This is a genomic window from Exiguobacterium sp. EF_C8, from assembly GCF_054956715.1.
Genome location: NZ_CM143264.1, coordinates 430,384 through 449,799, shown reverse-complemented (window position 1 = coordinate 449,799; position 19,416 = coordinate 430,384). Strand labels below are relative to the sequence as shown.

General features: G+C 48.9%; 22 protein-coding genes and 1 riboswitch. Of the genes, 7 read left to right on the top strand and 15 right to left on the bottom strand.

Annotation, left to right across the window (positions count from 1 at the left end):
• Positions 1-32: 32 nt before the first annotated feature.
• The 3 genes from ACY2IG_RS02450 to ACY2IG_RS02440 form a co-directional block, all read right to left on the bottom strand.
• Positions 33-776 carry a general stress protein gene (locus ACY2IG_RS02450; protein WP_056063752.1) on the bottom strand — a complete coding sequence of 248 codons (744 nt, stop codon included), beginning with the start codon at positions 774-776 and terminating at the stop codon, positions 33-35.
• 128 nt (positions 777-904) lie between these two features.
• Entirely contained in the window at positions 905-1,222 is a 318-nt protein-coding gene (locus tag ACY2IG_RS02445; RefSeq protein WP_035411003.1) for a DMT family transporter, read from the bottom strand.
• The gene (locus ACY2IG_RS02440) at positions 1,219-1,548 is read right to left on the bottom strand and encodes a DMT family transporter (RefSeq protein ID WP_035411006.1); all 330 of its coding nucleotides are present in this window, start codon (positions 1,546-1,548) and stop codon (positions 1,219-1,221) included. The genes ACY2IG_RS02445 and ACY2IG_RS02440 overlap by 4 nt, the downstream gene beginning before the upstream one ends.
• Before the next feature lie 269 nt (positions 1,549-1,817).
• Between ACY2IG_RS02440 and ACY2IG_RS02435 the strand changes: the two genes are divergently transcribed.
• Both ACY2IG_RS02435 and ACY2IG_RS02430 read left to right on the top strand, forming a co-directional pair.
• A complete protein-coding gene (locus ACY2IG_RS02435; RefSeq protein ID WP_035411009.1) occupies positions 1,818-2,372 on the top strand; it encodes a GNAT family N-acetyltransferase in 555 nt (184 codons plus the stop codon).
• 141 nt (positions 2,373-2,513) lie between these two features.
• Positions 2,514-5,069 (top strand): SH3 domain-containing protein, encoded by a 2,556-nt coding sequence (locus ACY2IG_RS02430; protein WP_462618334.1) that lies wholly within the window; start codon positions 2,514-2,516, stop codon positions 5,067-5,069.
• Between the two features lie 55 nt (positions 5,070-5,124).
• Here the strand turns inward: ACY2IG_RS02430 and ACY2IG_RS02425 are convergent, their stop codons facing one another.
• A complete protein-coding gene (locus ACY2IG_RS02425) occupies positions 5,125-5,418 on the bottom strand; it encodes a putative quinol monooxygenase (RefSeq protein WP_035411012.1) in 294 nt (97 codons plus the stop codon).
• A 77-nt stretch (positions 5,419-5,495) separates the two neighbouring features.
• Here ACY2IG_RS02425 and ACY2IG_RS02420 point away from each other — a divergent pair, with 77 nt between their 5' ends.
• The 4 genes from ACY2IG_RS02420 to ACY2IG_RS02405 all read left to right on the top strand — a co-directional run bounded on the left by ACY2IG_RS02420 (position 5,496) and on the right by ACY2IG_RS02405 (position 9,528).
• Complete coding sequence (locus ACY2IG_RS02420; protein WP_462618333.1) at positions 5,496-6,674, top strand: M20 metallopeptidase family protein; 1,179 nt, start codon at positions 5,496-5,498, stop codon at positions 6,672-6,674.
• A gap of 62 nt (positions 6,675-6,736) precedes the next feature.
• Positions 6,737-6,840: riboswitch (SAM riboswitch) on the top strand.
• Between the two features lie 94 nt (positions 6,841-6,934).
• Entirely contained in the window at positions 6,935-7,465 is a 531-nt protein-coding gene (gene msrA / locus ACY2IG_RS02415) for a peptide-methionine (S)-S-oxide reductase MsrA (RefSeq protein WP_462618332.1), read from the top strand.
• 228 nt (positions 7,466-7,693) lie between these two features.
• Complete coding sequence (locus ACY2IG_RS02410) at positions 7,694-8,293, top strand: ArsR family transcriptional regulator (protein ID WP_462618331.1); 600 nt, start codon at positions 7,694-7,696, stop codon at positions 8,291-8,293.
• Positions 8,294-8,307: 14 nt separating this feature from the next.
• On the top strand, positions 8,308-9,528 hold the full coding sequence (locus ACY2IG_RS02405; RefSeq protein WP_462618330.1) for an MFS transporter: 1,221 nt from the start codon (positions 8,308-8,310) through the stop codon (positions 9,526-9,528).
• Positions 9,529-9,583: 55 nt separating this feature from the next.
• Here the strand turns inward: ACY2IG_RS02405 and ACY2IG_RS02400 are convergent, their stop codons facing one another.
• The 4 genes from ACY2IG_RS02400 to ACY2IG_RS02385 all read right to left on the bottom strand — a co-directional run bounded on the left by ACY2IG_RS02400 (position 9,584) and on the right by ACY2IG_RS02385 (position 12,266).
• The gene (locus ACY2IG_RS02400) at positions 9,584-10,066 is read right to left on the bottom strand and encodes a DMT family transporter (RefSeq protein WP_023467007.1); all 483 of its coding nucleotides are present in this window, start codon (positions 10,064-10,066) and stop codon (positions 9,584-9,586) included.
• 12 nt (positions 10,067-10,078) lie between these two features.
• Complete coding sequence (locus ACY2IG_RS02395) at positions 10,079-10,747, bottom strand: Crp/Fnr family transcriptional regulator (protein WP_462618329.1); 669 nt, start codon at positions 10,745-10,747, stop codon at positions 10,079-10,081.
• Between the two features lie 15 nt (positions 10,748-10,762).
• Complete coding sequence (locus ACY2IG_RS02390; RefSeq protein WP_035411027.1) at positions 10,763-11,191, bottom strand: DMT family transporter; 429 nt, start codon at positions 11,189-11,191, stop codon at positions 10,763-10,765.
• Between the two features lie 136 nt (positions 11,192-11,327).
• Positions 11,328-12,266, bottom strand: a complete 939-nt coding sequence (locus ACY2IG_RS02385) for an NAD(P)H-dependent flavin oxidoreductase (RefSeq protein ID WP_462618328.1) — start codon at positions 12,264-12,266, stop codon at positions 11,328-11,330.
• A 91-nt stretch (positions 12,267-12,357) separates the two neighbouring features.
• Here ACY2IG_RS02385 and ACY2IG_RS02380 point away from each other — a divergent pair, with 91 nt between their 5' ends.
• On the top strand, positions 12,358-12,897 hold the full coding sequence (locus tag ACY2IG_RS02380) for a gamma carbonic anhydrase family protein (protein WP_308102143.1): 540 nt from the start codon (positions 12,358-12,360) through the stop codon (positions 12,895-12,897).
• Between the two features lie 46 nt (positions 12,898-12,943).
• Here ACY2IG_RS02380 and paaX read toward each other — a convergent pair whose 3' ends face one another.
• The 7 genes from paaX to ACY2IG_RS02345 form a co-directional block, all read right to left on the bottom strand.
• Positions 12,944-13,828, bottom strand: coding sequence for a phenylacetic acid degradation operon negative regulatory protein PaaX (gene paaX, locus ACY2IG_RS02375; protein WP_462618327.1), 885 nt, complete (start codon positions 13,826-13,828; stop codon positions 12,944-12,946).
• Positions 13,829-13,901: 73 nt separating this feature from the next.
• A complete protein-coding gene (locus tag ACY2IG_RS02370; protein ID WP_462618326.1) occupies positions 13,902-14,669 on the bottom strand; it encodes an enoyl-CoA hydratase-related protein in 768 nt (255 codons plus the stop codon).
• On the bottom strand, positions 14,666-15,874 hold the full coding sequence (locus ACY2IG_RS02365) for an acetyl-CoA C-acyltransferase (RefSeq protein WP_462618325.1): 1,209 nt from the start codon (positions 15,872-15,874) through the stop codon (positions 14,666-14,668). The genes ACY2IG_RS02370 and ACY2IG_RS02365 overlap by 4 nt, the downstream gene beginning before the upstream one ends.
• On the bottom strand, positions 15,871-16,737 hold the full coding sequence (locus ACY2IG_RS02360; protein WP_462618324.1) for a 3-hydroxyacyl-CoA dehydrogenase: 867 nt from the start codon (positions 16,735-16,737) through the stop codon (positions 15,871-15,873). Before ACY2IG_RS02360 ends, ACY2IG_RS02365 begins: the two co-directional genes overlap by 4 nt.
• A gap of 74 nt (positions 16,738-16,811) precedes the next feature.
• The gene (locus ACY2IG_RS02355; RefSeq protein ID WP_058703594.1) at positions 16,812-18,320 is read right to left on the bottom strand and encodes an aldehyde dehydrogenase family protein; all 1,509 of its coding nucleotides are present in this window, start codon (positions 18,318-18,320) and stop codon (positions 16,812-16,814) included.
• 5 nt (positions 18,321-18,325) lie between these two features.
• The gene (locus ACY2IG_RS02350) at positions 18,326-19,105 is read right to left on the bottom strand and encodes an enoyl-CoA hydratase/isomerase family protein (protein ID WP_290782616.1); all 780 of its coding nucleotides are present in this window, start codon (positions 19,103-19,105) and stop codon (positions 18,326-18,328) included.
• Positions 19,083-19,406 (bottom strand): EthD family reductase, encoded by a 324-nt coding sequence (locus ACY2IG_RS02345; RefSeq protein ID WP_308102149.1) that lies wholly within the window; start codon positions 19,404-19,406, stop codon positions 19,083-19,085. Before ACY2IG_RS02345 ends, ACY2IG_RS02350 begins: the two co-directional genes overlap by 23 nt.
• Between the last annotated feature and the right edge of the window lie 10 nt (positions 19,407-19,416).

Genomic DNA, 19,416 nt, shown 5'->3' with positions numbered 1-19,416 from the left:
ATGACCCTGACGTGTGATTCCATTCTATTATTTTAGCGGTCTAAATTATTTCCATGGTCTTGCTTGGCAATGTCATTCGATTGATGTTTGGATTGACGATGTTCTTCACCGTCTTGCGTTGCATCCTGTTCTTTTTCCTCGTATTCTGTTTCTGGACGCCGGAAATCATCATCCCGACGCATCGCAATATTCGGTTCTCGGTTTCCATCGAGCTTTTTCGAATGATCGATTGCTTGCTCGTCTTGCGGCATCTTATCGGTACCTGCGCGATGCAAATCAATCTCCGCGTGCTCTTCCTTTGAATCCTTATCAACGTCAAGCGAATTACCTGAGCCAAGCTGTGCGTTAGAATTAGCGTCTGATGACGTATGCGTTTCTTCTCCACTACCATAACGGACTTTTACATCAGGATGTGTGTTGTCTGTATTTAAATGTGGATCGAACTGGATGTCTTGGACTTCAAGTAACAGAACAAAGCCCCCACCTTCGACTTCCGTTTTTCGTTGTTCGATTTCATTATCTGATAGATCAAGTGACTCGAACAGATCATCGACTTCTTGATCACGACCTTTGTTCCCACGAATCCGGTCCATCCAAGACGGTTTTGTTGTCGCGATTTCTGCGTCCATCTGGCTACGGACGAGTGCGATATTCGACTTCTCCTTGACGATCACGTAAAAGTCTTCTTCCCGATGTCCTTGAATGTGTAGTTCGTCCATTTTTGAGATCAATTCGTCTTCTGAATAGAACGTTCCGATATATTGTTTCGTTTTCATGGATGTTCTCCCCTTATTAACACGATTTGTCATGCGTGGCTTCTATAAGGAGTATTTCCTCTTTTGCATTAAAATATGCCAAAAAATATGCGTTCCGTTAAAACGTCATCTGTTTGACATGTAAACGGTCATTCGCCGACAAGTTTTAAACCGATCGTCGCACTTAAGACAAGACCGATACAGACGAGCCGTTTCCAGTCTTTTGATTCGTTATAAAGCACCATGCTGAGAATCGCTCCGCCCGCTGCTCCAATTCCTGTCCAGACCGCGTACGCTGTTCCCATCGGTAAGCCATTCATTGCAAGCGTCAAGAATAGAAAACTGAGTCCGAACCCTGTTCCCATCAACAGTAGATTCTTCGCATTCTTATTTTGATTAAATGTATTGATCAAGACGACACCAAACATCTCAAAGATTCCGGCAATGACTAAATACACCCAACTCATGCTGATTTCTCCTCTCCACTGACTAATTTTAGACCGATGACGCCAACGAGTAAGACAGCGATCAATGCTAATTTCATCACGGAAGCCGCTTGATCGAACAACACGATGTCCGTCAAGACCGTCCCTGCCGTCCCGAGACCAACGAAGACAGCATAGACCGTTCCGACCGGTAAATGGTTACTTGCTTTAATCAATACGGTGAAGCTAACGATGATACAGATGACTGTCGCTCCCCATTCGAATGGTGTTGCCGCATGTTTTAACCCGATGACCCAACCGACTTCAAAACACGCTGCGATAATGATCCCGATCCAATACTTTGCCATAGTAATTGCCTCCTAATAGATGATTTCAAATGAAAAAGCCCGGGAGCAAGCGAGACGATTCGCTTTACTCCCGGGCTTTTATCCCTCCGTTGCATGGACAAACGTCCATGTTCCTCCCTCGGTCCAGCCGTACGGAACCCTAGAGGATACTGCCTATTTCATTCGATACGTCCACCCTAGCACGCCCTTTTTCCCGTGTCAAACAGGAATTCGTCTTCGATTTGTCTAATAGAATTAAAGTGACTTCATCTGAAAGAGGAGGATGCTGCATGCGTTATAAAATCAATGACCAACTTCGGATTCGTCGTTTTACACCGGAAGACGTAGAAGCGGTCCACGCCTATGCGTCACAACCCATCGTCAGCCAATTTCAGTCGTGGGGACCGAATTCCGAGACCGATACGAAACAATTCCTGCACGATGCACTAGAAAGTGAACTCGAGACACCAAGACGTCGTTATGTCTTTGCCGTGACATTTCCAAGTGACGTCGTCATCGGTGCCGGTGAACTCGTCATTACAGACGTGGAACATAAAATCGCCGAAATCGGATATGTCCTCTCACCCGATGAATGGGGAAATGGGTACGCGACGTCAATTGCCTCTTTCCTTCTTCAATTCGGTTTTGAAAAACTAGAATTACACCGAATCACAGCGACATGTGATCCACGGAACGTCGCTTCTGAACGTGTCTTACAAAAAGTCGGTATGACAAAGGAAGGACAGCTTCGCGAGACGGTCTATTTAGAAGACCACTGGCGCGACTCTTTAATTTACGGCATGCTCGACTGGGAATGGCAAGTCGATCATGAGGACGATGACTAAAATATGACTTCAAACGGTGTGCTTCGGCATACCGTTTTTTTATGCCCAATCTCCTATTTTTTTGATTTTCATCAATTTTTAAACAAGCGCATGCTACACTATTCCTAATGACAAATTTTAAGAATTGGAGTGAACCTCTTGATGAAAAAATGGACTGCTCATGTTGCTGGACTCGCTGCAACATTGATGTTGAGCTCGGTTCTACCCGCACCTGCTTTCGCTGAATCGCCACCTGCTCAACCGACGGCAGAAGTACAAACAGTCACAGAAACGACAGGAACGGCTTATTTGAAAGAGAATACCGCATTGCTACAAACAGCTGACTCTACCGCTGTCATCCAACAACTACCAGCAGGAATGACATTCAAGACGCTCGATACGGACGGTGACTTCACTCGTGTCAGTTGGCAAGAAGGAATTGCTTATGTCGCAACAAGTGCGTTAACGCAAACAGCGCCTGTCTTCCAAAAACAAGCAACGTTGACTTCGAAAAGTCCACTCTCATTAGTCGCTTCACCTTTTGACTCCACCGTCGTGACGACACTTCCCGCTTATCAGCGAATCGATACATACGGCACTTTTGACACGTTCACACGCCTGAAATGGAAAGAGCAATACGTCTACGTACCTACGACACAACTCGAGCAACTTCCGAAATTGGTTGGAACACAGTACGTCAAACGAGCAACTTCCCTTTTCGTTGAGCCGAAGACGACGAGTACGAAGACAGCCGTCACTCAAAATCAATCATTCGAGACATTCGGTACGGTAGGTACCTTTACGCGCGTGGCGACTGAAACAGGTTATGCCTTCGTATTGACGACTGATTTAGCAGATGCGCCGGTCGAAAATTATCCGGAAACAGGACTGCGTTATATTAAACGAACAACTTCACTTTTCGTTGAGCCGAAGACGACGAGTACAAAGACAGCCATCGTTCAAAATCAAGCATTCGAAACGTTTGGTACGACGGGTACTTTTACGCGTGTGGCGACTAAAACGGGTTACGCTTTCGTATTGACGACTGATTTAGCAGATACGCCAATCGTGAACCATCCGGAAACAGGGGTGCGTTACGTCCAACAGCAGACGACAGTCTATGCTACTGCGACTACGAAAGGGAAAGTCCTTCAATCGATTTCTGTAAATACCTCGCTTCAGACGTACGGAATCGAGGGTTCGTTTACACGAATCAAACGAAACGACGATTACGCCTATGTGTTGACGGCACATCTTGGGACACTAAAGTACTATCCGAAGACCGCACGCCTCTATGTTCAGCGCGCTACACCCATCTATTCGGATGCCAAATCTTCAAGTCCTATCTTAAAGCAACATCAAACGAATACTTTACTGACCGTTTACGGGACGAACGGTGCCTATAGTCGAATCAACTTCCGCGGGATTCATGCTTACGTCAAGACAGCTGATCTCGGTACTGGAAAAGTCTATGCATCAACCGGGACACGATACGCGAAACGCAACCTGTCTGTTTATACGTCGGCTTCGACGAGCAGTAAAACAGTCTATACTGTTAAACGGGCTGATCAATTGACGATTTACGGAACGAGCGGTAGTTACACACGCTTGAAAAAAGGATCGATCTACGGTTACGTCAAGACGACGGATCTCGTCACGAAAAAGCCGGATCTGTATGATGTCTCTGGTCAACGTTACGTGACAGAAGACGACGTCGTCATCCGGTCGCAGGCAAAACTGTCGGGTAAAAAAATCGGTACATTAAAAAAAGGTGTCTCGATCTCGATCTACGGAAAAAGCGGTTATTATACACGTGTCAAATACAAAAATACCTTTGGTTTCGTCGATTCGAGTCGTATCGGACTGAACAAACCGATGGCAAAAGCAAAAAAAGGGACGACGTTTTATGTTCATCTAGATCAAACTCCCCTCTTCTCTGCCGACGTCGCTTACAGTCGTCCGGCCGCTTATTTGAAGAAAGGGACGAAATTAGTCGGTTTGAAATCGATTGATGATGACTTTTGGCAAGTCCGCTTAGTCAGTGGTCAAACCGGTTATGTCCTCAACCCTTATATCAGCACGAGTAAACCCGATATGAGCCTGGCACAAAAAGCGATCGACCGGGCGAAAATCTATACCGTCAAACAGACGACATCCTTTTTCGCAAGTCCGACGAGCCCAAAAGGCAGTGGACTTGTTGAACAAGGCAAACGCGTCTATCCGCGTCACCGGGTCGGAAATTTCTATGTCATCCAATCAGGTTGGACACCTGTCTATCTTCCGGTATCCGCCGTGACGATCACGTCGGATAAACGAGTCGTCAAAAAGAATAATACGCGTGGTGAAAAGCTGATCCAAGCAGCCGTCCAGCATATCGGAACACCCTACACATGGGGTTCGCAAGATGCCGTAAACGGTGGCTTCGACTGTTCCGGACTGATTCACTATGCGACGAACCAAGCTGGAAAATACGGTGGTCGGACGAACGTTCGTGGCTACTGGTATGGTGCGTTCTTCACGAATCGCCGGACGAGCATCTCAAGTGGTAAACGCTCAGATATCGTCTTCTTCCAGAACACCTATACAGACGGTCCATCGCATATTGGAATCATGCTTGATAACGAACACTTCATCCATGCGGGTGGTTCACAGCTGCAAATCAATTCAATCTATGAACCGCGTTGGCAGGAGCATTTCCTCGGCTTTAAATCGATGTAATAAAAAAGACGAATCCGTCGGTTTCGACGGGTTCGTCTCTTCTTATCGCAACACGTCAGAAAGTCATCTCGACGTATTTCGCCACTTGTCGGTCCATCAAGTATAATTCGATCTGTTCACGGTAGGCTTTATAGTGGTCGGATGCGATATGCGCTTCAAGCGCTTCTTCGTCCCGATACACTTCATACAACATGAATTGATGCTCATCCTCGATCGATTGGTGCAAGGAATAACGTAAGCATCCTTCTTCTTTTTGTGAAGCATGATAAACCGTTTGTAAAATCGGGAAGACTTGATCCGCAAGTCCAGCTTTGATTGTAAGTACAGCATTGACGACGATTTCTCCCATGTTACATTATCCCCTTTCGTGATTACCTGTATCTGTACCCATTTTCGCGAAAAGACACACGTTAAAGGAGCTTGAACATGCAAACTCAACTTTTTGAAGCACTCGAACAATTCGAACCGACAATGATCGCGTTACGTCGCGATTTTCATCGACACCCGGAACTCTCTTTCCAGGAAGTCCGCACACCAGAACGGATTGCCGCCTTTTACGCAGAACAGGGCATTCCTCATCAAACAGCCGTCGGAGGTCGTGGTGTCGTCGCGACGATCGAAGGCAAACAGCCTGGTCCGACGATTGCGGTCCGTGCCGATTTTGATGCTTTACCACTTCAAGAAGAGACGACGCTTGCCTTCCGGTCGATCCATCCCGGTGTCATGCATGCATGTGGACACGATGGTCATACGGCGATCGTGATGGCCCTTGCTGCTACACTCTATCCGTTACGCGATCAATTGCAAGGAACGATTCGGATCATCCACCAGCATGGAGAAGAGGTCTTTCCCGGTGGAGCAATCCAAATGATCGAAGCCGGCGTCCTCGAAGGGGTCGATGCAATTTTCGCGACACATCTCGAAAATGATTTACCGGTTGGCACGATCGGGTTCCGGGAAGGACATACATTGTGTGCGATCGACGAATTCGAAATCATCGTCCATGGTCAAGGTGGTCATGCCCAGGCACCGCATAAAACAAAAGATGCTCTCGTCGCTGGAGCGCAACTCGTCTGCAACTTACAGCATCTCGTTAGTCGACGGGTTGATCCGTTTGAGCCGGCTGTTCTCGCAATCGGTTCTTTCCATGCAGGAACAGCACCAAATATCGTTACGGGTGAGGCACGCATTGTCGGGGAAATCCGAACGTTCAATGAGACACTTCGGCATCAGCTCCGGCAAGAAGTCGATCTTGTCGCTAAGACGACGTGTGCCGGCATCGGTGCTTCGTATTCGATTGACTTCACGACTGGTTACCCGGCGCTCTGGAATCACCCGGATGAGACAAAACTCGTTCAGGAAGCTGCTGCTTTCTTACCGGAAGCATCCGTCCGGGCACTCACACCAATGATGGCGGCGGACGACTTCGCACATTACTTAACACACGTCCCGGGTAGTTATTTCTTTACCGGCTCTGGCTATACGGACGGTCGCGTCAACTATCCGCAGCACCATCCACAGTACGAGATCAATGAACAAGCGTTGTTGATAGGTGCGAAGACACTCGGAGCGACGGTTTTACGTGCCTTGAAACCTAAGGATTGACTTTATTTCTGTGTGAATGGTATCATCACAACAATGATAACGAATGACATCAACTTCATATACCCTTATCAAGAGTGGACCGAGAGATCTGGATCGATGACGTCCCAGCAACCTGCGCATAGCAAGGTGCTACGACCAGCAAAGCGAAAGCTTTGGTTGATAAAAAGCGGCGACTCCTTTTGCAACCAAGCGAAGGAGTCGTTTTCGTTTTCTCGCTGTCAGACATACAATGGGGATTTCCCACGGAGAGGAAGAGACAGATGGAAAAAGCAACATTTGCAGGTGGATGTTTTTGGTGCATGGTGACACCATTTGAAGAATTACCAGGAATCGAGGGAATCGTATCAGGTTACATGGGCGGACACGTCGATAACCCGACATACGAGCAAGTCAAAACAGGAACGACGGGACACCTCGAGGTCGTCCAAATCACGTTTGATCCGAGCCTGTTCCCGTACGAGCGTTTACTTGAACTCTACTGGCCCCAAACGGATCCGACGGATGCAGAAGGTCAATTCCAAGATCGCGGTACGCAGTACGCGCCAGCAATCTTCTATCATACGGATGCGCAGCATGAAGCTGCGATTACTTCTCGTGACGCTCTTGCTGCAAGCAACCGTTTCAAACAGCCAATCGTGACGCGGATTGATGCCGCTTCTGAATTTTATCCAGCGGAAGAGTACCACCAAGACTTCCATAAGAAAAATCCAGAACACTATAAAAAAGATCGTGTTGCTTCTGGCCGTGATGCTTTCATCGAACAGGAATGGAAAGATACGACGACGGTCTAACTGCCTCGAACCACATATAGTAGCTGAGACTGATTTCAAACATCTCCTTTTTCCTATACTTTCTAGTAGAAGGTGGAGGATCGAGATGTCAATGAAGTCAGTTTTTTGTATGTAAACCAACTGCTTTATCTTTTGTCGTTACCCTTACATAAATTTGTAATCGTTTACAAAAAGAAGCTTTTGCTTTACGGTTAATAAAAATTAACCGGTTAAAAAGGAGATGATTGAATGGAACAAAAAGCGATTCACATATTAGAGAACTATGAACAGTTAAAAGTGATCAGTGATCCGTTACGAACAAAAATCCTCATGTTTCTCGTTGAAAAACCGCATACGGTGCATCAGTTGGCCCACTTGCTAACGTTATCGCGCGCAAAGGTCCTTTATCACGTACGGGAACTTGAAAAGCATGACTTGATTCGCCTCGTTCGAACAGAAGAACAAGGCGGCAATCTATTGAAATACTATCAAGCGATTGCTCGAGGCTACATTCCTGCCGATCATCTACTGAACTTCGTCGAGACGAATGAAGCGACCCGGCAGTCGTATCTTGAGGTATTGGACCGAGCAAAGACACGCGTCCTCACCGCTCCAACTACTGCTTTTTCTCCTGTGTCTTCAAACGTTGAAGACTGGATGAGCTTATCGCTTCAAAAGGAACTGACGATGTCTGAAGCCAATTTTCGGCAATTTGCTACCAAATATCGTGCTCTATTGGACGAGTTCACACGGTCCCCTTCACTAGACGAAGAAGATAAAAAACACTTCTATATCATGACGACTGCCTTTGCAATTGATGAACCACTATTTGAGAATGACGACGTCTAAACCGGAGGTGCCATATGCTGCCTGTTGAAATGGATACGCAACCATCGCTGTTTAAAAATCGATCTTTTTTATTTTTATGGGGGTCCGGTATGTGCTCTGCCCTCTCCCTATCAACCTATCTGTTTGTTGAACAATGGTATGTCATCCATACACTAAACCAGGCGTCATATCTTGGATTCGTCCTCATGGCCACCTTGTTACCCCGTATTTTTCTCATGTTATTCGGTGGCGTCCTATCCGATCGCTATAAACGTTCGACGATCATGCGCATCTCGAGCGCTTTACGGATCAGTTTCATTCTCTGTCTTCTCGCATTACTTCATACCGATCAGCTTACATTGCTGACGATTTTAGGATTCGCCTTTCTATTCGGTAGTGTGGATGCATTCTTTTCGCCGGCGAATGCTTCCTTACTGCCTACACTCGTTCCTAAAGAACAACTCACTAAAGCCAATTCACTGATTCAGACATCTAATCAAATCGCCCTCTTTTCAGGTCCGATTCTTGGTGGAGTCATCCTCAGCTATTCTTCTTACTCGCACGTCTTTCTCGTGATTTTCGGCACACTCTGTCTGACGCTCCTTTTCACGTATGGTATTCGCGAATCTAAGATCAAGCGATCGCTTCAGCATTCAGCTCTCTTTGAACTAAAAGAAGGGCTACATTACGTCTTTCACCTTCAGCAACTCAAGCAGACACTTTTTCTTGTCATCTGTGTCAATTTCTTTTTCTTTGGACCACTCTTACTCGGAATCCCCTTACTCGTTCATGATGTGCTCCAAGGAGATGCGATGGATTTAAGTTATATGCAAGGGGCTTATCAAATGGGAATGCTCGGAGGGGCGCTCTGGAGTGGTTTTGCGCAGACGAAAGCAAATGGGCTTACCTCATCGGTCCGATTAATTGGCGCCTTAGGTTTGCTTTTCTTCCTGCTTAGTCAAGCCCAGCAGATTTTGTTGTACCTGATCATCCTGTTATCACTTGGTGTCCTTTCTTCCATCATCAATATTCGCTTCATTACGTTCATCCAGTCTCAGTGTGCGGAACAGACGATGGGACGTGTCATGAGTGTCGTGAATGCCGCGTCAAACGGTCTCGTTCCATTATCTTATGCGCTTCTCTCTTTTCTACTGTCGTTTCATGTTTCAATCACGACGATCATGTTGTACTGTGGTCTTCTTATCCTTGTCCTCTCACTCTACTTCAGAAAACGCATGATCCAGGTCGAAAACTAATCAAAAAAAAAGACAGTGGAATGGAATGCCACCGTCCTCGTTCTGTATTCGGTTATTACGAAACACGTTCTATCTGATCCTTTGCCTGTTGTTCCGGCGCTACGACTTGATACCGCTTCAAAACGAAGATCCCACATACCATGACGGCGAGACCGACGAGCTGACCGAATGATAAATCAATTTGTGGTAAACCGAACCAGCCGAACGTATCGACAGCGAGAGCAAAGCTTAACTGCGAAATCAGAACGACAGAGATCGCGACGGACGGACCAAGTAACTGAATCCCACGCATGACACAAAAAACGACGCCGACACCGACAAGTCCACCAAACCAATAGAGTGGCGATACGTTTTGAATCTGTCCGATTGTTCCACCACGAAACAGAACATACGTGACACTTGCTCCGACGAAACCGACAAAGAAGACCAGCGTCGTCGTCGCCCAAGCGCCAAACGCGTCACTCATCCTAGCATTCAATACCGTCTGTAAACTGATTAGCATCCCTGCCAATACGGCACACACGATGCCTATTACCATGTTCGTTCCTCCCTACTCATAGCTGTTGCCGTTCGCCTTCTCGCGAATCCGCTCCAGATCGACGATGATGATTTTCCCGCGTCGTCGAACGAGAATCTCTTCTTCAGATAATTTCGTGATGATCCGGTTGAGATGGCGATAACTTGTTCCAAGCCAGTCAGCAACGTCATGCAGGTTCGACGTCCGCATCTCCTGATAAAATAAACTGTCACTGGCTTCAGAAGCGATCGACAACAAATACCCTGCAAATCGCTCTTCAACTGTATACAATACATGGTGCGACGCTGATTTCGAGTCGGCATACCACTTCGCTGTAATTGTTCGTAGTAAAAATTGCAGAAAGACGTTCGTTGTATTGTGCTCGCGTAAAATCGCATACGGTACGCTCAACACCTCGACATCGGTCACCGCCTCAACTGTATTCAACACTTCTCGTTCATTGATGAACTCGGCGTCACCAATCACTGTCAGTGGTGTTTTGAATCGTAAAATCCGTTGTTTCCCTTCTGACGAAGCAGCAGAAATCTTGACCTTGCCTGCGACGATGAAGTACATCCGGTCGATTGTCGCACCGGTCGTACAGAGGAGTTCTCCTTTTCGGAAGGTTTCTTCACGCAACCAAGCGCGCGTCTCTTCCGTTAAAATCGTATCCAGTCCATATTGTTGGATGACGGTTTCCATGTTCGTTCCCTCCCTTTAGGCAAGTGAGAAAATCGCAACTCCTGCAAGCATGAGACCCACACCAACCCACTGACCACGATTTCCTTGTTTTTTTAAGACACCGAACCATCCTTTTAAATCAATCAGAAAGGCACATAAAATCTGCGCGACGAGTAACAAACACATCGCCCATGTCATCCCGAGTTTTTGGATCGCTGTGAGTTCCGTTACGACGACTAGCACGCCAATCAAACCACCGCTCGCATAAATCCACGGTAACTGACGGAATCCGCCGATTTTCCGATCTCGTACGAAGCTATAAATGACTAAACAACCCATCAGACCAACAAAGTGGACGATCAATACGGATAACCACGGTCCGACGCCTGTCGCAAGGCGCGCATTGAATATACCTTGCAGGGCGATGAACAGACCGCTCATCAAAGCAAACACGACTCCTTGCACGTCATCTCCTCCTTTAATCTCTACACTAGAGTAGACCTTATTCGTGCCTCACTTGAAAAGGACAAATGTCCCATTTTCAAAAAAACATGAAAAAACCCGCTTTCCACAAGCGGGTTTACGGGTCATCATTGTATGTTCATGTCGCAAAACGAGCAGTCGTCCGCTTCAGCTGTTCCTCTGCTTCCTCCATCATGCGCGTAAACAACTCAGCAACCGTTGGCACATCACGAATCAAACCGGCAACCAGTCCAGCGTTGACATATCCTTTCTCTTCATCGCCTTCAAGAGCGCCTGTAATATGATACGACTCATTCGTCTGATCGAGAAAAGCAGCAGGTGTCTTGGCTGTGAGCTGTTCGACGTAAGGACCATCAAGGACACGTCGGACAAATCCAACGGAGCGCCCGATGATGCGTGTATCGGTATCTGTCGCATCCGTTAAGCGCGATTTATAAACTGGGTGGACCTTCGCATCTTCCGTCGCGATCAACCGTGTTCCGAGCTGGACGCCGGCAGCACCAAGCAACAGGACAGCTGCTAGCCCACGCCCATCGCCAACCCCACCCGCTGCAAGAACTGGAATCTTGACCCGGTCGACAAGCTGCGGAATCAAAGTGAGGGTCGTCAGTTCAAGCGGGGAATTGATACCTGCCGCTTCAACCCCTTCTGCTACGAGTACATCAGCGCCTGCCTGTTCTGCCTTTACTGCCTGTTTGACCGAGGCGACGACCGCAATCGTTTTGATGCCAGCGGCTTGTAGTCGCTCTATGTATGGTGTCGGATTTCCTGCCGACAAAGAGACGACCGGAATCTTTTCTGCAATCGCGAGATCGATCAGTGCTTCCGTATAAGGAGATACACGAATCGCGATGTTCAAGGCAAATGGTTGCTCCGTCAGGGTTCGTGTCTCCTGAATCCGAGACGCTACTTCATCGACCGACAACGTACCGCACCCAAGCGTTCCGAGTCCTCCGGCATTCGACACCGCTGCCGTGAGTGCTGCATGACTAATGTTACCCATCCCTCCTTGGATCAATGGATAACGAATGTTGAATAGCTCACAAATCGGAAACATATCTTTCCTCCGTTCTCGACTCCCACCGCATGATATACTGACAGGGAATGAATAGTAGTTCATCTTATCCTAGAAATGAGGTCGTTCTGTTATGAAGATTCCGTATCAATCGATTCATCCGAACGTAGCATCCGATGTATTCATTGCTCCTGGCGCTTATCTGATTGGAGACGTCACGATCGGTTCCGAGTCTACCATCTGGTTCAACGCTGTCTTACGCGGTGACGAAGGACCGATTACAATCGGCAAACGCTGCAGTATCCAAGACAACGCAACGATTCATCTGTACGAAGGCGCACCTGTCGTCATCGAGGATGAAGTGACGGTCGGACATAACGCGATTTTACACGGCTGTAAAATCGGACGTCGTTCGATCGTCGGAATGGGCGCGACCGTTCTTGATCACGCAGATGTTGGTGAAGAATGCATCATCGGGGCGAACACGTTGATTCCATCAGGAAAAGTCTTCCCACCCCGTTCGCTGATCATCGGCTCACCGGGTAAAGTCGTGCGTGAACTGACGGAAGCGGACCTCGCGATGATTCAGGAGTCGATTGATTCCTATGTCGATAAAGGTTACGCTTTCCGAAACATTCTCGCAGGATCAACCGAACAAAACACATCTGAATGACACGAATGCGGGGCGGATCGCGTGATCCGTCCCACTTTTTTATATATCATCGTTCCGCAAACAGCGGGTGTTCTGTTGCATCATACGAAGCGCTACGTTGTGACACATCGTGTGTCTCTTCAAAGATTGATTCAAAGAACCGGCTCGCTGGTTGCGCAAGCAGACGGTAATATTGCTCGAACAACAGTGCCGCATGGTGTCCGCTCCAAGCATCCGGTAATAGTTCTTGCGGGAGTCCCGGATCCGTGAAGAGGAATTTTCGGTACTCATGTACGAGCATCGTCCGTTCGACGAAACACTGCTCATCCGTCATTTCTCCTAGTTGGATCTGACTCTGATGGACGATGTATTGCCGGCTATAATCCGTGATGAAAGTTTCGTAACGTTCCTGCAATTCCTCGAGTGGAAAAGCGCGCTCAACAAGGGATTGGTCTTGCTTTGGACCGTGGTATTCACCGACGAAGAAATCGACATACTCTTCGATTTCGTACGCTTCAATCAATCGTTCCGCCTCTTTTTCAAGCGGATTCGGCGAAATCCAGACCCCGTTTGATAAGTTGCCAAACCCACTCCACGTCAGTTCTTTACGGAGCTCATCGCGAATTTGGCGTTTATCCTCCGGAATCGTGTACATCAGCGTCCGCCACTTCCCGTCCCAGTCGTGCGGTGTTGATCTGTAGATCCGGCGCGCTGCTTCTTCCATCCGTTCCACCCCACGCGGCGTCAACGAATAGAAGCTTTTACTCCCCTGCTTCTCGGAGACGAGCCAGCCTTGTTTGACCATCCGGGATACTGCGACCCGAACGGCTTGTTCGTTATGTCCGAACTCTTTGACGAGTCGAATTAAACTCCCGACCCAGATTTGATTGCCGTAATGACGGATATAATCCCCGTAAATCGTAAAGATCATTGATTGGGTGTTCGCACTCATGGTATTCACTCTCTCTTCAGTCGTTCATAGTGTGTATCGTTAGTATACGGGTTATTTCAAACGTCGACCATCCTCATCTTCCTTCAAAGCGTGGTGGTCGTTTTTCAGCGAAGGCTTGTAGCGCTTCCTGACGATCGGCGGTTGGAATGACGACTTCATAAGCTTCCGTCTCGAGCTGCAGTCCTTTCTCGAGTGAGACATCCCGTCCTTGATCAATTGCTCGTTTCGCTTGGCGCAAGGCGATCGGACCGTTCTGTAACATCTGATTGGCAAACTCAAGACAGGTCGTCATCAACGCTTCCCGGGCGACGACGGCTGTCGCGAGTCCGTAACGTTCTGCTGTCATCGCATCGATTTTTTTCGCTGTGAAGATCAATTCCTTTGCTCGTGTCTCCCCGATCAACCGTGGTAAGCGTTGTGTTCCGCCAGCCCCGGGAATGATCCCGAAGCTAGTCTCTGTCAACCCGACGAGTGCATCCTCGACGAGAAAGCGGAAATCACAGGCGAGAATCCATTCAAATCCACCACCGAGCGCGTGACCATTGACGGCAGCGATCGTCGGTTGTGGTAATTGTGCGATCGAGGTGAAGACGTTGCGAATCGCCAGGACATTGCGCCGGACTTCTTCTTCGTTTAAATGCACGCGTTCTTTTAAATCGGCGCCGGCGCTAAATGCTTTCCCCGTTCCCGTAAACAGGACGACCCGCGCTTCCGGGTCGACCGATAACGCATCGACTTGTTCTTGCAAAGCGACAAGCGTCGGATAATCGAGACAGTTCAAACGTTCTGGACGATCAATCCGAACGATTGCGATATAGCCTTCTCGTTCTAAGTGAATCATACGAGCCCCTCCCGATCGACGACGAGTGCGATACCCTGTCCGACTCCGACACACATCGTCGCGAGACCATACGTCCGGTTCGTCCGGCGCATCTCATGCAATAATGTCGTCAAAATCCGCGCCCCACTTGCACCAAGTGGATGACCGAAGGCAATCGCACCGCCGTTGACGTTGACTTTTTCGCTTGGTAAACCAAGTGCTTCGATACAGGCAAGACTTTGAGCCGCAAACGCTTCGTTCAACTCGATTTGATCGAGCTGTTCGACCGTCAACCCTGCCCGTCGGAGGACTTTTTTCGTCGCGTCGATCGGTCCGATCCCCATGATGGCAGGTTCGACCCCTGCCGTCGCACTCGCTCGGTAATACCCAAGCGGCGTCAAACCGAGTTCGTTTGCTTTTTCTTCACTCATCAATAACAACGCCGACGCACCGTCGTTGACACCAGATGCATTCCCCGCCGTCACGGTACCGTTCGGGAATAACGGACGAAGTGTCGCCAGTTTCTCACGTGTCGTCTCAGGACGAGGATGTTCATCGCGGTCGAAGACGCTGACGTTACCTTTCCGGTCCGTTTGTGTGACCGCAACCAGTTCGTCCGTGAAGTGCTCTGCCTCGATCGCTCGTTTTGCGCGTTGTTGGCTTTCGAACGCAAAGTCGTCCTGTGCTTCGCGCGAGATTCCGTACTGACGGGCGACGTTCTCAGCTGTTTCCGGCATCGAATCCGTTCCGTATTGATCTGCTAAACGATTATTGACGAAGCGCCAACCAATCGTCGTATCGTACATCGTCTGATTGCCACGTGGGTTGGCCTGATCCGGCTTCGCGAGAACGAACGGTGCACGCGTCATGCTTTCCGTCCCACCAGCGATATAGATGTCACCTTCACCTAAGGCAATTCCGCGCGCCGCCGCGATGACGGCGTCGAGTCCTGATCCACATAAACGATTGATCGTCGTACCGGCTACTTCGACCGGTAGACCAGCTAGTAGTCCCGACATCCGGGCGACGTTCCGGTTATCTTCCCCCGCCTGATTCGCATTGCCGAAAATGACTTCCTCGATCGTCTTCGGATCGACTTGTGGATTGCGCTTCAGCAACGCTTCGATGACACGTGCCCCTAAATCATCCGGGCGAACTTGACGCAACGCGCCGTTATAGCGACCGATCGGTGTCCGAACGGCATCGATGATGGCGACCCGTTTCATGACGTCACCTCACGATTCGTGTAGTCGTAAACCCCACGACCTGTTTTACGACCGAGTCGACCGGCTTTGACATACTGTTCAAGCAGTGGTGCCGGACGGTATTTTTCACCGAGTTTCTCATGGAGATACTTTAAGTTGTGGAGTCGAGTATCGAGTCCGACCAAGTCACCCAGTTCAAAGGGTCCCATCGGATAATTCAAGCCGAGTTTGATTGCTTTATCGATCTCTTCCGGTGTTCCAAGCCCTTCTTGCAACATATAAAACGCTTCGTTTCCGACGAGCGCACTGATCCGTGAAGTCACAAAACCGGGAAACTCACGGATGACGACCGTTTCCTTCTGCATTTGACGCGCCACTTGCTCTAAGGCAGCAACCGTCTCATCCGACGTCTCAAGACCACGAACGAGCTCGATCAGTGGCATCAAATGAACCGGATTGAAGAAATGCATCGCCATGACCCGGTCCGCCCGGTTCGTAAAAGAGGCAATTTCCGTCGGACTCATCGTCGACGTGTTCGTCGCAAAGTAACAGTCCGGACGTGCATTCGCTTCTAACGTTTCAAAGACTTGCTGTTTGATGCTGAATTGTTCCGGTACCGCCTCAATGACGAGATCCGCTTGTTGTGCAGCTGTTGCTAAATCCGTCGACAAACTTAATCGATCGAACAGTCCCTCGACTTCACTCGCGGACATTTTCCCCCGCGCGATGCCTTTCTCCGCGATGCGTTCGAGTTCTTGATAGGCACTTTCGACATACGCTTCTTTAATATCAACGAGTGTCACCTGAAATCCACGGTGTGCGGCAACGTACGCAATGCCACGTCCCATGACGCCGGATCCGACGACAACGATTTGTTCTACCATCTGATTTCCCCCTTATCCCCTGTGCTGTTAAAAAAGGCTGGACTTCCCGACGGAACTCCAGCCTTCCCTCTTGCTTATAGTCCGAACGGATTGAGTGGACGACTGCCGTAATACGACAAGATACTCTTCGTTTCTGTGTACAGATCAAGTGTTTCGATACAGAGTTCACGACCGAATCCTGATTGTTTATACCCACCAAACGGTGTACCTGGGAAAGCAGAAAACGGACAGTTGACCATGACGATACCGGCTTTGATTTGGTTGGCAACGCGCGTCGCTTTTGCACCGTCTTTTGTCCAAACCGCTGATCCGAGTCCAAACGATGTGTCGTTCGCTAAACGAATCGCTTCTTTTTCATCTTTGAACGGCATGACGACGACGACCGGTCCGAAGATTTCTTCATTGACCGCTTTCATCTCGTGCGTGACGTCCGTGATGATCGTTGGTGCGTACCAGAAGCCTTTTTCGTATCCTTCTGGTGCTGTCGCATGACCACCTGTGACGATTGTCGCTCCGTCTGCTTTCGCTGACTGGACGTATCCATCGATGACATCGACTTGTTGTTGGTCGATGATCGCTCCGACGTGTGTCCCTTTATCAAATGGATTGCCGAGAACGAGTTGTTTTGTCTTCGCGACGAATTGCTCCATGAACGCGTCGTAAATCTCTTCGTGAACATACAAACGCGAGCGTGCTTCACACGATTGACCGCTGTTATAGAAGATTCCGAACAACGAACCATCAACGGCTGCTGTCACGTCTGCATCTTCAAAAACGATGTTCGGTGATTTTCCACCGAGTTCGAGTGTGACTCGTTTTAACGTCTCGGACGCACGTCCCATGATGTCTTTACCGACTGGCGTCGAGCCCGTGAAGGCGACTTTATCGACGTGAGGATGCTCGACGAGATGGTTACCGATCTCGCGTCCAGATCCCGGAATGACGTTGACGACACCCGCTGGTACACCAGCTTCTAGACAAATCTCACCAAGAATGATCGCTGTCAACGGAGTCAACGTCGCTGGTTTGACGACGACCGAACAACCGACTGCGATTGCTGGTGCGACTTTCCAAGCTGCCATCATCAACGGATAGTTCCACGGGATGATTTGCGCACAAACACCGACCGCTTCTTTTTCTGTGTAGTTATGGAATTGTCCCGGCACGTTATTGACGACACCGCGGTGACCGACGATCGCACCTGCGTAGAACTCAAAGTCTTCAATCGCTTGCGTGACTTGTCCTTGCGCCGCTGCTAGTGATTTCCCTGTATCGAGAATCTCAAGTTCGACGATTTCGTTGAAGCGGGAACGCATGATGCTCGCAATCTTATTTAAGATTTGCGCGCGGCGTCCGACTGGCCACATCTTCCACTTCCCGTGATCAAACGCATCCCGTGCGGCTTGAACGGCACGATCAGCGTCTTCCTTCGACGCTTTTGCAACTTCTGCAATCACTTCACCTGTTGCCGGATTATATGTTTTAAATGTCTCGCCTGTTGCACCTTCGACTTGTTCGCCGTTAATGAGCAAATGATAGACGGACCGTTTCATTTCAAGTGTTTTTTCATGTACTGTCGACATTGTATTCACTCCTGTTCCTGTTGATTGAAAATCGGTGGGCGTTTTTCGAGAAAAGCTTGCATACCTTCTGTTTGATCGGCTGTTGCGAACAACAGATAGAAGTTCCGGCGTTCGTGCTCCATGCCATCTTGTAACGACAAATCGACGGCTTTGTTTGCTGCGTCCTTGATCAGTCGTAACGCCATGCTCGGCTGGTTCGATAACCGCTCTGCCATCGCAAGCACCGTCGCTTCAACGTCCATCGTCACTCGATTGATGATGCCAAGTCGTTCTGCTTCGTCTGCCTGCATCCGGTCACCCGTGAAGAGCCATTCGAGCGCCCGCGTCCGACCGATGCATTTCGTCAAACGTTGCGTCCCGCCTGCTCCCGGCATGACGCCGAGTCCGACTTCTGGAAAACCGAACTGTGTCGCAGGATCGGCGTAGATTAAATCACAAGCAAGTGCGAGTTCGAAACCGCCGCCAAGGACGAAACCATGGACACCTGCAATGATCGGCTTTTTGATTCGGCTGATCCGGTCCCAGTCCGCGAATGGATCGAGGAGTTCCATCGAGATCGGTGTCGCTTCGAGCATCTCCTCGATATCAGCACCTGCTGAAAACGACTTTCCGTTTCCCGTCAAGACGATGACCGTCACCCGATCGTCACGATCAAATATCTCCATCGCCTCGACGATTTCGCGGACCATCGTCCGGTTCAGCGCATTGTATCGTGCCGTCCGGTCGAGCCGAATTCGACCGATTCGACCAACCGTTTCTGTCTTAACGTACTGTTGTGTCGGCATGGACATCTTCACCAATCATCAATGTGACGAGATCCCCCGCAAAGCTCATCAAGTCTTTCCCTGACGCTTTTCCTTCAATAGAACGCATGCCAGCTTGCATCGCTTCCTGACTTTCATAGACCATCTCGCACATTAAGTAGTACTTTCCGTCTCCACCCATTGGTGAACCAACGATTTTTGTGACGTTCATTTCTTGTAGTCCTGGAATTTTTGCTGTTAGCGGACCATGGACTTCAAAGTAATGCTGATCGAATGCTTCCTTGTTTTCCGGGTGTTTGTACAATGCGATTAATTTTGCCATCTTGATTACC

Bases quoted from the DNA above. Each gene is read 5' to 3' on its own strand.
- ACY2IG_RS02450 (WP_056063752.1), bottom strand. From the start codon at position 776: ATGAAAACGAAACAATATATCGGAACGTTCTATTCAGAAGACGAATTG.
- ACY2IG_RS02445 (WP_035411003.1), bottom strand. From the start codon at position 1,222: ATGAGTTGGGTGTATTTAGTCATTGCCGGAATCTTTGAGATGTTTGGT.
- ACY2IG_RS02440 (WP_035411006.1), bottom strand. From the start codon at position 1,548: ATGGCAAAGTATTGGATCGGGATCATTATCGCAGCGTGTTTTGAAGTC.
- ACY2IG_RS02435 (WP_035411009.1), top strand. From the start codon at position 1,818: ATGCGTTATAAAATCAATGACCAACTTCGGATTCGTCGTTTTACACCG.
- ACY2IG_RS02430 (WP_462618334.1), top strand. From the start codon at position 2,514: ATGAAAAAATGGACTGCTCATGTTGCTGGACTCGCTGCAACATTGATG.
- ACY2IG_RS02425 (WP_035411012.1), bottom strand. From the start codon at position 5,418: ATGGGAGAAATCGTCGTCAATGCTGTACTTACAATCAAAGCTGGACTT.
- ACY2IG_RS02420 (WP_462618333.1), top strand. From the start codon at position 5,496: ATGCAAACTCAACTTTTTGAAGCACTCGAACAATTCGAACCGACAATG.
- msrA (WP_462618332.1), top strand. From the start codon at position 6,935: ATGGAAAAAGCAACATTTGCAGGTGGATGTTTTTGGTGCATGGTGACA.
- ACY2IG_RS02410 (WP_462618331.1), top strand. From the start codon at position 7,694: ATGGAACAAAAAGCGATTCACATATTAGAGAACTATGAACAGTTAAAA.
- ACY2IG_RS02405 (WP_462618330.1), top strand. From the start codon at position 8,308: ATGCTGCCTGTTGAAATGGATACGCAACCATCGCTGTTTAAAAATCGA.
- ACY2IG_RS02400 (WP_023467007.1), bottom strand. From the start codon at position 10,066: ATGGTAATAGGCATCGTGTGTGCCGTATTGGCAGGGATGCTAATCAGT.
- ACY2IG_RS02395 (WP_462618329.1), bottom strand. From the start codon at position 10,747: ATGGAAACCGTCATCCAACAATATGGACTGGATACGATTTTAACGGAA.
- ACY2IG_RS02385 (WP_462618328.1), bottom strand. From the start codon at position 12,266: ATGTTTCCGATTTGTGAGCTATTCAACATTCGTTATCCATTGATCCAA.
- ACY2IG_RS02380 (WP_308102143.1), top strand. From the start codon at position 12,358: ATGAAGATTCCGTATCAATCGATTCATCCGAACGTAGCATCCGATGTA.
- paaX (WP_462618327.1), bottom strand. From the start codon at position 13,828: ATGAGTGCGAACACCCAATCAATGATCTTTACGATTTACGGGGATTAT.
- ACY2IG_RS02370 (WP_462618326.1), bottom strand. From the start codon at position 14,669: ATGATTCACTTAGAACGAGAAGGCTATATCGCAATCGTTCGGATTGAT.
- ACY2IG_RS02365 (WP_462618325.1), bottom strand. From the start codon at position 15,874: ATGAAACGGGTCGCCATCATCGATGCCGTTCGGACACCGATCGGTCGC.
- ACY2IG_RS02360 (WP_462618324.1), bottom strand. From the start codon at position 16,737: ATGGTAGAACAAATCGTTGTCGTCGGATCCGGCGTCATGGGACGTGGC.
- ACY2IG_RS02355 (WP_058703594.1), bottom strand. From the start codon at position 18,320: ATGTCGACAGTACATGAAAAAACACTTGAAATGAAACGGTCCGTCTAT.
- ACY2IG_RS02350 (WP_290782616.1), bottom strand. From the start codon at position 19,105: ATGCCGACACAACAGTACGTTAAGACAGAAACGGTTGGTCGAATCGGT.
- ACY2IG_RS02345 (WP_308102149.1), bottom strand. From the start codon at position 19,406: ATGGCAAAATTAATCGCATTGTACAAACACCCGGAAAACAAGGAAGCA.